Below are 11,990 nucleotides of genomic sequence, written 5' to 3' on the forward strand. Positions count from 1 at the left end.
CTCGCCCCACCGGAGGAGGCACCATGACCCCATCAACCTACAATCAGGCCCTGCTCGAGATGGCCACCCAGAGTCTGGCCGAGCTGGCTCGCACCGGCGAACAAAAGGCTGGCAAGCGCACCCCGGCGCAGGAGAGCCACTTCCTCTGCACCTGGATGGCGGACTCCCTCAAGGAGAAGCGCTTCTCGCGGCTGGTGATGGAAGATTTGAAAGCTTGGGTGCAGCTTGGCCGCACCCTGGGGGCCGGCGCCGATCTCAAGGGGCTGCTGGAGCGCATCGTCAGCCAGTACCAGAATGCCATGGCAAACCCGCTGCAACTGGGGAGCAAGCTGGCCAACATGCTGGCAGAGCTGGAACAGGCAGGCTGGCTGGTACTGACCGAGAGCGAAGTGAACGCCAGGCTGCGCCTGCAATCGGGCGGTCAGGCCAGTCTGGTGGTAAGCCACAGCGAATATGCAGGGCATATCGAGGGCGGCGAGCTTATCAAGCCCCTCACCCTCTATGTGCGTGGCGATGAGCAGCTGCTGGCCAGTGCGGCCTGCAAACAGGGGCTGCTGCTGAGTCAGGGCAACAAGAAAACCACCCTCATCAAGCACCACAAGGCCTACCGGCTGATGCCGGGCAACGAACAGCCAGCCCTTGCGCTGCTGAGCGAAGCTCGCCAGAGCGCCTGATCCCGCCTGTTTGTGCCAATAAAAAACGGCAGACCCTGCTTGGATGCAAGGTCTGCCGTTTTTTATTGTTCAGTTTAACCTGATGATATTCGATTACTGTTTAACTTACCTTGATGCCAATCTGGCCCGGGGCACACCACTCGAACATCACCTCCTCGCTCTTGCCGCAGCAGCTGCCGCCACAGACCCGGCTCTCGCGCTTGATGACCCGTCCCTTGCGCATCCAGACGCCGAGCATGGCCTCCACCGCATCTTCCGAGGTGTGAAAGTGGCGAGCCAGCTCGCGCCGGCTCACCTTCTGCTGCGCGGCGAGGTACTCCCCCAGCTCGCGCAGGATCATAATGTCACCACCTTGCGAGCGACGATGTCACCGTGACGGCGACCGGCCCACCAGAGCAGCAGCAGGGAGAGGCCATAGCTCGCGACCCAGAACAGGCTCTGCTCGGGGTGAGCGGCGAAGGTGGCCAGCTGATAGAAGACGGTGGCACACATAAAGGCCATGTAGTTGCACCAGGCGGCGGTAAAGAGCGCCCACTGGCGGCCGGTCTCGCGCACCAAGGCACCCATGGCGGCGGCGCAGGGCATGTAGAGCAGCACGAACAAGAGGTAGGCAAACGCACCGGCCGCACCGTCGAAGTGGGTCTGCATGTTGCCGTAGGTGGAGACATCCACCTCCTGCTCCTCGGCAGCCGCCTTCTGGTCGTCGAGATTGCCAACCGCAAGGCCCATGGGGTCGGTCGGGTTGATCTCGGCCAGATTGGTCGCTACGGCATCCACCGCTTCGTGGAAGCTGGCCACCAGCGAGAATTCGCCCTTCTCTTCCTCTGCGCCACCGCCGGCGTAGAGGCTGTTGAGGGTTCCGACTACCGCCTCTTTGGCGAAGATGCCGGTGACGATGCCGACCGTGGCCTGCCAGTTGTCATCGCGCACGCCGATAGGGTGCAGCACAGGGGTAACAGCCTGACTGATCTTGCTCAGCACCGAGCTCTCCTGATCCTGATGGCCGAAGCTGCCATCGGTACCCAGCGAATTGAGTACGCTCAGCACGGCGACCACCAGCACTATGGTTTTACCGGCGCCAAAGACGAAGGACTTGAGCTTCTGCCAAGTCTTGATGCCGACGTTGATCGGACGCGGCCACTCGTAATCCGGCATCTCCATCACCATGGACTCGCTCTTGCCCGGCAGCAGGGTACTGCGCAGCAACAAACCGGTCAGCACCGCCACCAGAATGCCGATGAGGTAGAGACCGAACACCAGGTTCTGGCCGGATTCGGGGAAGAAGGCGACCGCAAACAGGGCGTAGACCGGCAGACGGGCACCGCAGGACATGAAGGGCGCCATGGCCGAGGTCATCAGCCGTTCACGCTCGGAGTTGAGGGTGCGGGTCGCCATCACCGAGGGCACGGTACAGCCAAAGCCCATCAGCATGGGGACGAACGCCTTGCCCGGCAGACCGAGACGGCGCATCAGGGCATCCACCACGAAGGCGGCGCGGGCCAGATAGCCGGAGCTCTCCAGCACCGCGAGGAAGAGATAGAGACAGCCAATCACCGGGATAAAGGTGGCAACGGTCTGCAAACCGACCCCGAAGCCATCGGCCAGAATGGCGCCCATCCAGTCGGGCGCGTTGGCCAGCCCCAGCAGGTGGTGCACGCCTTCGACAAACAGGGCATTGCCCATGATGTCGAAGAAATCGATAAAGGCGCTGCCCACCTTGATGGCGAACATGAACATCAGGTACATGACGAACAGGAAGAAGGGGATGCCGATCCAGCGGTTGAGCAGCACCCGGTCGAGCTTCTCGCTCTGGGCCACGGTGAGTTTGCCCTTCTGCTGGCACGCCTGACTGGCCCACAGATGGATATGGCCATAGCGGATGTCCGCCAGCTGCAGATCGATATCCTGCCCCTGATGGGCACGGGTCACCACATTGGTCGCGGCAGCCTGCTGACCGGGCAGCAGGGTCTCCTGCATCGCGGCATCCTCCTCCAGCAGACGCAGGGCGCGGCCACGGGTAGTGAGGTGGTGCGGGGCGAGCAGAGTCTCCAGCTCAGCCAGATCCTTTTCAAGATCAGTGCCGTAATCGAGCATCAGTGCCTGCTGGGACTTGCCGATAAAGCCGTGGATCTGGCTCTTGAAGGCGGCAACCTGCTGGCGATTATGGGCCGAAAGGGCCACCACGGGACAGCCGAGAGCCTGACTGAGCAGCCCTTCATTGATGGTGACGCGGCGCTTTTTCAGGATATCCATCTTGTTGAGCACGACGACCATCGGCAGCCCGAGCTCGCGCAGTTGCAGCGTTAGATAAAGGGAGCGCTCCAGATTGGCAACATCGATGACGTTAAGCAGCAGGTCGGGCTGATGGCCCTGCACATAGCGGCTGGCGATCTGCTCATCAAGGCTCGCCTCCTGATTGGCGAGGCTATAGATGCCCGGCAAATCCATCAGCTTGTAATCGTGACCATCGGCGGAAAATTCGCCCATCTTCTTGTCGACGGTGACCCCGCTCCAGTTGCCGACCTGCTGGCGGGCGCCGGTCAGGGCATTGAACAGGGAGGTCTTGCCGCTATTGGGGTTGCCGACCGTAACCAGTGAATAATTCATACCAGCGCTACCTCTATTTTCTTCTGAACCGGGCTCTTGCGGGTGGACAAGCAACTCATACCGGTTCGACCTCAATTTGCTGGGCCAGACTCTTTTGCATGGAGAGACAGATCCCCTGACACTGGATCTGGAGCGGATCCCCCAGCGGGGCGGACCGCAGATAGATGACTTCAGTCTGTGGCAACAAGCCCATCACCATCAGCTTGCGACGCAACGGCCGGGATAACTGATTCATATTCTTGATGCGAGCACTCTGTCCAGGTGACAACTGCGTGAGTACCATGACTGACTCCTGAAGTTAAACAATAATAATTCGCTTTTACTTGGGGCATTATAATCTGTGTCTTCAACTTTTATTTGAGTAAAATCAAACTCCGCTTAGCTAACCCGTAAAGTAACCTCATGAGTCACGACAGCAACAGCCGCCTTGTTTACAGCACAGATGGCGGTCAAATCAAGGAGCAGAACGCTCTGCAATCCTCCTCCCCCTTCCCCACCGACGGTGTGGTGCGCATGCGCCGCGAGACCAAGGGGCGCAAGGGCGCCGGGGTCATCACCATTCACGGCGTACCCGCCGAACAGCAAAAGGCAATCGCCACTTTGCTCAAGAAAAAGTGCGGCACCGGTGGCGGGCTCAAGGAGGGTGTTATCGAGATCCAGGGGGACAAACGGGAGCTGATCAAGGCCGAGCTGGAGAAGGCCGGTTTCAGCGTCAAGCTGGTGGGTGGTTGATCCCCTTGTCACCCATGCTGTTTTTCCCTAGAATGCCCGCTCCCATCGAGGGGGAGTAGTCTCGCATACCGGATCCGCACCGGTCTGCGACCCTGATCAACATACTTGGTGCCAACTCACCATGGTCAGGGTGATCCAGTTTATGCATGGATTTGACAAGACCTTTGACGGGCCAACGCCAATACCGGGGACGGATGGCGTCGGCTTGTCTTTGGTTTATAACAATTCCGTCCCCCGGTCATATCTATGGAAGCCTTGTTAACTTCAACCCTCAGCGTTGCGATTGCCGAGATCGGCGATAAAACCCAACTGCTGGCGCTGTTGCTCATCTGTCGTTTTCGCAAACCCTGGCCCATCATCGCCGGCATGCTGGCGGCTACCCTGCTCAACCATGCGGGCGCCGCCTGGATTGGCGAGTTTATCAGTCGCTGGCTCGACCCCAAGGTGATGACCTATCTGGTCGCCGCCGCCTTTATCGCCATGGCGATCTGGATCCTGGTGCCGGACAAGATGGATGACGAGGAGAGCTCCCTCGACAAGTACGGCCCCTTCATGGCCACCTTCGTGCTCTTCTTTATTGCCGAGATTGGCGACAAGACCCAGATTGCCACCGTGCTGCTGGCCGCCAAATATGACTCCCTCATTCAGGTGGTGACCGGTACCACCCTCGGCATGATGCTGGCCAACGTCCCTGTGGTGCTGATCGGCAAGCTGGGGGCGGACAAGCTGCCGCTCAAGGCGATCCGCATCGCCTGCGCCCTGCTCTTTGTCGGGCTCGGGGTCAGCACCCTTATCTTCGTCTAGCGGCACTCTGGCCACCGGTTCTACACAAGCCCTCTTCGGAGGGCTTTTTGCGTTCTGGCTCCCGCATCCGTCACTCCGGCAACAGCCGTTGTCGCAGCCGCAAGCTGCCACTGCACGGGAGTGAGGCAGCCATGTCATAATGGGGCAAACCTCGTGGAGCACCCCATGCACAACGTATCAAGAGAGACGCTACTCGAATGGGTGAAACAGGGACGACTGGCGCCAGAGAAGCTGGCCGCCGCCCTCACCCTTGCCGATCTGCCCCCAGCTCACGCCCGCTGGCAGTGGCTGTTCGATCGCCTGCTGCTCTGGCTCGGTGCCCTCTGCATCGGGGCCGGCCTTATCTTCTTCGTCGCTTTCAACTGGCAGGCGCTGGGACGACTGCCCCGCCTCGCCCTGCTGGAAGCGCCGCTGCTCGCCATGCTGCTTCTGCTGTGGCGCAAACCCCTTGGCGATACGCCGCGTCAGGCGCTGCTCTTTGCTGTGGCCCTCAATATCGGCGCTTTGCTGGCGCTGGTCGGGCAGACCTACCAGACCGGCGCCGATCCCTGGCAGCTGTTCGCCACCTGGGCGCTGATGCTGGTGCCGCTGGCCGCCCTTGGCCAGAGTCCTCTGCTCTGGACCTTGAGCTGGCTGCTCGGTCAGCTGGCGCTGGTGCTCTACTGGCGGCTCGGCTTCTTCAGCTTCTTCTTCGCCTTTGACGAAGAGGGACTGGGCTGGTGCCTGACCCTGCTCAACGCCGCCCTCTGGGGTCTGCTGCTGCTCGCCCCCGCCCGCTGGCGCCTGATGCCCGGCTGGCTGGCGGGGCTGGCCGCCGGGCTTGGCGCCACCCTGCTCGCCCTGCTGACCCTCTTCGATGTAGCCTCCCCGCTGGTGTGGCCGCTCTGGCTGGGCTGGCTCGCTGCCGCCTACACGCTCTGGCATCACAGATTTATCGCCGGACTCGCCATGGGGTGCCTGAGCCTGATTGCCGTTATCCTCGCCGCCCTTGGCAAGTGGATGAAGGCGGATGTGGACGGTTTCCTGCTGCTCAGCCTCATCGCCATCGGCCTCTCGGTCGCCGCCAGCCGCTGGCTGCAACAACAACGGAGGTTCCATGAGTGATCTGACGCTCTGGCAAACCCTGCAACAGGCCAATCTGGTGGAAGGGGATATGCCCCGCAACAACCAGCCGCACTGGTCGAGCCGCTTTCTGCTCGGGCTGGTGGGGTGGATCGCCGCCCTGTTCCTGCTCTTCTTTCTCTTTATGACCTTCGAGCAGCTGACCCGCGAGGCCAACAGCGCCCTGCTGCTGGGCGCCGTGCTGCTCGGGGTGGCTTACGCCATCAACCGCAGCCAGAGCGGCGATCTCTGGGATCAGTTCGTGCTGGCGCTCGCGCTGGCGGCCGATGCCTGGCTGCTCTACGGCCTGCTGGATCAGGCTGACAGCCACCAGAGCCTGCTCTGGTTTGGCCTCTGCCTGTTGTCGCTCGCCATCGCGGTACTGTTCGATCATTGGCTGGTGCGCCTGTTTCACAGCGTGGCGGCGGCCCTGCTGCTAACCCTCGCCCTTGCCTGCCTCGGGTTGCAACTGCTGGCCCTGCCGCTGGTGATGGCCGCCATCACCTTCTGCTGGATGCGGGCAGATAGGGATCCGGAGCGTCACCAGCTCTACCACACCATCACCCTGGGGCTCGCCCTCTCCCTGCTGGTGCTGGGTCGCCTGCACCAACCGCTGTGGGAAGGTGGCAGCAGCGTGCTCGACGAGCTGGGGCTGTCGCGCCTGCCGCTCTGGCTCAATCCGCTGCTCTGCGCCGCCCTGCTGCTGGCGGTAATGGTCAAACTGAAGCTGCCGCTCTGGTACTGTCTACCGCTGGTGCTGCTCAGCGCCGTCATTCCGGGGATGGGGGCTGGCGCGCTGGTGCTGATCCTCGGCTTCTATGCCGGCAGCCTTGGCCTGATGACCCTCGCCGCCCTGCTGCTGGTGGGTTATGGCGCCCTCTACTACTACGATCTCGGGCTCACCCTGATGACCAAATCCTGGCTGCTGCTGGGCTTGGGCGCCCTGTTGCTGGCCGCCCGCCAGCTGCTAAAAACATGCTCGGCAAGGAGCGACTCATGAGACCCGTGACCCGACAACTCGGCCTGTTGCTGACAGGCCTTGCCATTCTGGCGGGCATCAACCTCACCGTCGGGCGTTTTGAGCACGCCATGAGCAGTGGCGAAGTGGTGCTGCTGAGACTCGCCCCGGTCGATCCCCGCGCCCTGATGCAGGGGGATTACATGCGCCTTAACTACGAGATCGCCCGCGAGCTGGCCAGCAGCGATGCCAGTGACAAGCAGAGCGACACCTTGGTGATCCGCCTCGATGCTCATCAGGTGGCAAGCTGGGTTGCCGATGGCAAGCCGGAGCAGCTGGCCAGCGATGAGCGGCTATTGCAGGTACACCGCAGCGATCGCCAGTGGCTGATTGGCCCCGACGCTTTCTTCTTCGAAGAGGGGGATGGCGAGGCATTGAGCGCCGCCCGCTACGGCGAGTTTCGCCTGCAACCAGATGGCAAGACGTTGCTGGTGGGGCTGCGCGATGAGGCTTATCAGCCGATTGGGAGAAGCCGGTCACGTTGGTAACGGGGCAAAGTGGCTATTTGAGCGGTTCATGGTCACACTCAAAGCACGGTTGACTGCTGAGGATGTTCCCCATGAGGATTTGGCTCACCTGCTTGCTGCTATTGCTCCCCTGGGCCTCGATGGCCCGGGCCGATCTGGGCAAACTCGAATACTTCACCGAAGAGTATCCCCCCTACAACTTCAGCGATGAGCAGGGCCAGCCCACCGGCCTTGCGGTTGAACTGCTGCAGATGGTGTGGAAGAACAGCGGGGTAGCCCCCCAGCCAATTCGCATCCTGCCGTGGGCCCGCGGCTACTACCTGCTGACCCAGAAACCCAACGTGGTGCTCTTCTCCACCGCCCGCACCCAGGCGCGGGAAGACCTCTTCAAGTGGGTCTGCCCCATCGGCTACTCGGAGTACATCCTGCTCGGGCGCAAGGCGCAAAACATCACCCTCACCTCCGTCGATGAGATGAGCAAATACCGGATAAGCGCGGTGCGCTCCGATGCCGCCGAGCAGTTGCTGCTCAACAACGGGATGGATGACAACAACATTATCCCCGCCAACCGCCTCAATCAGGCGGTCAAGATGCTCACCTCCGGCCGCGCCGACCTGCTCGCCACCAGCAAGCTGGCCGGTTATGACGCCCTGCGCGAGATGAAGCTCAACAGCGACGACTTCAACGTGGCCATGGTGCTGAGCGCCGAGCAGCTCTGCTACGCCTTCAGCCGTCAGGTGGATGACAAGGAGATCAAGCTGTTCCAGAGCGGCCTTACCCGTGCCCTCGCCTCGCAGGAGTTTTTGAAGCTGCAGGCCAAATACCTGCCTATTCGCTGACGGGCTGGGGGAGAGTCAGAAACAGACGAGGGATGCCAACGGCATCCCTCGCTATTATTGAAGAACCTGACCGCTCAACCTTGGCGAAACCGGTCGGCTTGGTCACAATTGAGCATAGATATTCCCTTGAGCAGGATGGAAAAAATGAAACCATGGATTGGATTGGCCGCACTGCTTGTTAGTTCCTTCGCCCACGCAAGCCCCGAGCTGGCCAAGCTTCACTACCTGACCGAAGATTACAAACCCTATAACTACGCCGACGAAGCGGGCAAACCGACCGGCTTTGCGGTCGAGCTGCTCAAGTTGGTATGGCAGAAGACCAACACCCCGGAGCAGCCCGTCACCATCATGCCCTGGGCCCGTGGCTATTACCTGCTGACCCAAAAACCCAACGCGGTACTCTTCTCCACCGCCCGCACCCAGGCGCGCGACCCCCTGTTCAAGTGGGCCTGCCCCATCGGTTACGCCGAAATCGTGCTGGTCGGGTTGGCCGAGCACAAGATCAACATCACCAAGCTCGACGATGCCAAGGCGTTCAATATCGGGGCGGTGAGGGCCGATGTGGGCGAGCAGCTGCTGCTCAACAACGGCTTTGACGAGACCAAGATCATCGCCGCCAACCGCCTCTCCCAGGCGCTCAAGATGCTCACCTCCGGCCGGGTGGATATGGTTTCCACCAACAAGACCACCATGGAGCAGCAGATCCTTGAGCAACAGCTCGACCCCGCCAAGTTCAAGGAGCAGTGGCAGCTGAGCTCGGAGCAGTTCTGCTACGCCTTCAGCCATCCGGTGAGTGACGATCTGGTCAAGGAGTTCCAGAACGGCTTGACCCAGGTGCTGGCAGGCAGCGAATACCCGCTGCTGCACAACAAATACTTCCCCGCTCCCGCCGCCAAATAGCGGCGCAGCGCCAAACACCAACAACAAGGGGCCCACTGCGGGCCCCTTCTCGTTTTGCCGTTTGCTCTCCCCTAGCCGCGCACCAGCGCCGCGGCAGCCACCTTGTGACGGGCGATGAGCCCCTCGATATCCAGCCCCTCGATGGCGCCATCCACCACCCGCCACTTGCCGCCCACCATCACCCGATCGGCCCGCTCGGCGCCGCACAAAATGAGTGCTGCAATGGGGTCGTGACTGCCGCTAAAGCGCAGATCATCGAGCTTGAACAGCGCCAGATCCGCCTGCTTGCCGGGCAGCAGCTCGCCGAGATCGCCGCGCCCGAGCAGCCGGGCCGAGCCTACGGTCGCCCACTCCAGCACCTTGCGCGGGGTGATGCGCTCGGCGCCGTAGCGCAACCGCTGCAGATAGAGCGCCTGACGGGCTTCTTGCATCAGGTTCGAGGCATCGTTGGAAGCCGAGCCATCCACCCCGAGCCCCACCGGCGCACCGGCCGCCTCCAGATCCAGGGTCGGGCAGATGCCGGAGGCGAGCCGCATATTGGAGACCGGACAGTGACACACTCCGGTGCCCGCCGCCCCCAGCCGTGCAATCTCGTCCGGATTAAAATGAATGCCGTGAGCCAGCCAGGTGCGATCGCCAAGCCAACCCACCTTCTCCAGATAATCGACGGTGCGCAGGCCAAAACGCTCGAGGCAGAAGGCCTCCTCATCCAGCGTCTCCGCCAGATGGGTGTGCAGTCGCACATCGAGTTCGGCTGCGAGTCTGGCGCTCTCCACCATGATCTCCTCGGTCACCGAGAAGGGGGAACAAGGAGCCAGCGCAATCTGGATCTGCGCCCCGGCGCCGCGCTCATGGTAGTGGCGCACCAGTCGCAAGCTGTCATCGAGGATCTGCTGCTGCCCCTGCACCGTGTGGCGCGGCGGCAAGCCCCCCTCATCTTCGCCCAAGCTCATGGAGCCGCGGGTCAGCATGGCGCGCATCCCCAGCTCACGCACTGCCGCCACCTGAATATCGATGGACTCCTCCATCCCGCGCGGGAAGAGATAGTGGTGATCCGCAGCCGTGGTGCAGCCCGAGAGCAGCAGCTCTGCCATCGCCACCTTGCTCGCCAGCGCCAGCGCGTCCGGTCTCAATCTGGCCCAGACCGGATAGAGGGTCTTGAGCCAGGGGAAAAGCGGCTGATTGACCACCGGCCCCCAGGCGCGGGTCAGGGTCTGGTAGAAGTGGTGGTGGGTATTGATAAGGCCCGGCAGCACCACATGGCCGCGGGCATCGAACAGCTGATCACACGGCCGGGCAGGCAGCTGGCCTGCTGCCAGCACCTCGCTGATCATGCCGTTTTCAATCACCAGCCCGCCGCGGCCATCGACCGTTTCGGGGGTAAAGGTGGCAAGGGGGTTTTTAATCCAGATACGGGTAGCGGACATGGCCGACTCCTCCATCAGTGACACATAGGGGTGAGCCAGCTCAGTTATACCCTGTCTGCTGATCCAGAGGCGGCGGTCAGCGACCGCGGCCAACCCAGTCTAGGCATACGGCGCAAAAAGTCTGTGAGCGCCGTTTTAAATCAAGGTGATAGCAACGGATTGCCCAAGGCGACCAACCGCACAAGGTTTACCCTGCAATTAATCAATCAGTAATTAACAAAAGCTTGTGCCAGCGCAAAAGAACCTCTGGTTTCTGATAGTTGCGTGATGGCCGCCATAGTTAAGCGCTCAATGAATCCGTAAGATATTTGGCGGCGCCTGTTGGCCCCTTTTCCCAAACCAAGGTCAACGGCGCAATGTGGCAGCGACAGTCAGGGGCGGTAGCGTCTTTCACGGAGACCAGCCGGTCTCCCGCCCCTGCGCCAAGGTAACCGTCCCCTCTCCCCTTGCGGGAGAGCGGTAGGGTGCAATAAGCGCAGCGCATTGCACCAAGGTAACCATCCCCTCTCCCCTTGCGGGAGAGGGCTAGGGTGAGGGGTCGCCAACCCCGTTGGCATAACTTCGCCAGCAGGGTCGGTAGGGTCGATTAGCGTAGCGTAATCGTCCGTGCTAACCGCTCCCCTTGCAGGTGAAGCCCATGGCGCAATCTGCAAAGCCTGTTGCCACAAGCAACCCCGCGTCGAATTGAGGTGCAATTCACTTCGTTCATTGCACCCTACGGTAATGGCCAAACGGGCTCACCTCGGCGAACAACAGGGGGCAACAGCCAGCCCGCAGCACCGAGGCCGGTTAACAGGCGTAGGGTGCACCAAGCGCAGCGCATTGCACCAAGGTAACCGTCCCCTCTCCCCTTGCGGGAGAGGGTTAGGGTGAGGGGTCACCAACCCCGTTGGCATAACTTCACCAGCAGGGTCGGTAGGGTCGATTAGCGTAGCGTAATCGTCCGTGCTAACCGCGCCCCTCACAGGTGAAGCCCATGGCGCAATCCGCAAAGCCTGACGCTGCAAGCAACCCCGCGTCGAATAGAGGTGCAATTCACTTCGTTCATTGCACCCTACGGTATGGGACAAACAGGCTCACCCCGGCGAACAACAGGGGGCAATAGCCAACCCGCCGCCCCGAGGCCGGTTAACAGGCGTAGGGTGCAATAAGTACGGCGCATTGCACCGAGGTAACAGCCCCCAGCCTATTCGGGGCAAAGATCGGGCGGGTTGTTATCTCACAGCCACCCCCTCGCCCACCCCATTGCGAGAGCAGATTGTCACACCTATGCAACAGACCTCATCAAGATGGTTGCATAGGTGAAAAAATCATGGCGGGTATAACGGCAAGCGGTGCCCATCCCTATCGGGAAACGGTTTTATATTGAAGGCCCGATAGTGAGTATTTCACTGTAATAACACCCTATTTCTCGAACGTCC

General features: G+C 61.4%; 12 protein-coding genes. 8 read left to right on the top strand and 4 right to left on the bottom strand.

All coding sequences use genetic code 11. The features are described from left to right. The first annotated feature begins 23 nt into the window (after nucleotides 1–23). Complete coding sequence (locus LG31_RS0106655) at nucleotides 24–674, top strand: DUF2913 family protein (RefSeq protein ID WP_033113696.1); 651 nt, start codon at nucleotides 24–26, stop codon at nucleotides 672–674. 100 nt (nucleotides 675–774) lie between these two features. Here the strand turns inward: LG31_RS0106655 and LG31_RS0106660 are convergent, their stop codons facing one another. From LG31_RS0106660 to LG31_RS0106670, 3 genes are read right to left on the bottom strand one after another with little or no spacing between them, the layout of a single operon-like run. Continuing rightward, nucleotides 775–1,014 (bottom strand): FeoC-like transcriptional regulator, encoded by a 240-nt coding sequence (locus tag LG31_RS0106660; protein ID WP_033113697.1) that lies wholly within the window; start codon nucleotides 1,012–1,014, stop codon nucleotides 775–777. After that, nucleotides 1,011–3,281: a Fe(2+) transporter permease subunit FeoB gene (gene feoB / locus LG31_RS0106665; protein WP_033113698.1), complete on the bottom strand. Its 2,271-nt coding sequence runs from the start codon at nucleotides 3,279–3,281 to the stop codon at nucleotides 1,011–1,013. The genes LG31_RS0106660 and feoB overlap by 4 nt, the downstream gene beginning before the upstream one ends. A gap of 55 nt (nucleotides 3,282–3,336) precedes the next feature. Further along, nucleotides 3,337–3,564, bottom strand: a complete 228-nt coding sequence (locus LG31_RS0106670; protein WP_033113699.1) for a FeoA family protein — start codon at nucleotides 3,562–3,564, stop codon at nucleotides 3,337–3,339. Between the two features lie 119 nt (nucleotides 3,565–3,683). Here LG31_RS0106670 and LG31_RS0106675 point away from each other — a divergent pair, with 119 nt between their 5' ends. The 7 genes from LG31_RS0106675 (at nucleotide 3,684) to LG31_RS0106705 (ending at nucleotide 9,142) form a co-directional block, all read left to right on the top strand. Further along, the gene (locus LG31_RS0106675; RefSeq protein WP_033113700.1) at nucleotides 3,684–4,013 is read left to right on the top strand and encodes a translation initiation factor; all 330 of its coding nucleotides are present in this window, start codon (nucleotides 3,684–3,686) and stop codon (nucleotides 4,011–4,013) included. Between the two features lie 246 nt (nucleotides 4,014–4,259). Further along, nucleotides 4,260–4,817 carry a TMEM165/GDT1 family protein gene (locus tag LG31_RS0106680; RefSeq protein WP_033113701.1) on the top strand — a complete coding sequence of 186 codons (558 nt, stop codon included), beginning with the start codon at nucleotides 4,260–4,262 and terminating at the stop codon, nucleotides 4,815–4,817. A 165-nt stretch (nucleotides 4,818–4,982) separates the two neighbouring features. Beyond that, the gene (locus LG31_RS0106685) at nucleotides 4,983–5,921 is read left to right on the top strand and encodes a DUF2157 domain-containing protein (RefSeq protein ID WP_033113702.1); all 939 of its coding nucleotides are present in this window, start codon (nucleotides 4,983–4,985) and stop codon (nucleotides 5,919–5,921) included. Further along, the gene (locus LG31_RS0106690) at nucleotides 5,914–6,918 is read left to right on the top strand and encodes a DUF4401 domain-containing protein (RefSeq protein ID WP_033113703.1); all 1,005 of its coding nucleotides are present in this window, start codon (nucleotides 5,914–5,916) and stop codon (nucleotides 6,916–6,918) included. The genes LG31_RS0106685 and LG31_RS0106690 overlap by 8 nt, the downstream gene beginning before the upstream one ends. Continuing rightward, nucleotides 6,915–7,424, top strand: coding sequence for a GDYXXLXY domain-containing protein (locus tag LG31_RS0106695; RefSeq protein WP_033113704.1), 510 nt, complete (start codon nucleotides 6,915–6,917; stop codon nucleotides 7,422–7,424). The genes LG31_RS0106690 and LG31_RS0106695 overlap by 4 nt, the downstream gene beginning before the upstream one ends. A 71-nt stretch (nucleotides 7,425–7,495) precedes the next feature. After that, nucleotides 7,496–8,242 carry a substrate-binding periplasmic protein gene (locus LG31_RS0106700; protein ID WP_033113705.1) on the top strand — a complete coding sequence of 249 codons (747 nt, stop codon included), beginning with the start codon at nucleotides 7,496–7,498 and terminating at the stop codon, nucleotides 8,240–8,242. Nucleotides 8,243–8,386: 144 nt separating this feature from the next. Then, nucleotides 8,387–9,142 (top strand): substrate-binding periplasmic protein, encoded by a 756-nt coding sequence (locus tag LG31_RS0106705; protein WP_033113706.1) that lies wholly within the window; start codon nucleotides 8,387–8,389, stop codon nucleotides 9,140–9,142. 71 nt (nucleotides 9,143–9,213) lie between these two features. Here the strand turns inward: LG31_RS0106705 and LG31_RS0106710 are convergent, their stop codons facing one another. After that, the gene (locus LG31_RS0106710; RefSeq protein WP_033113707.1) at nucleotides 9,214–10,569 is read right to left on the bottom strand and encodes an 8-oxoguanine deaminase; all 1,356 of its coding nucleotides are present in this window, start codon (nucleotides 10,567–10,569) and stop codon (nucleotides 9,214–9,216) included. Nucleotides 10,570–11,990 lie beyond the last annotated feature (1,421 nt).

Origin of the sequence: Aeromonas lacus (assembly GCF_000764665.1) — a bacterium.
Taxonomy (GTDB): domain Bacteria; phylum Pseudomonadota; class Gammaproteobacteria; order Enterobacterales; family Aeromonadaceae; genus Aeromonas; species Aeromonas lacus.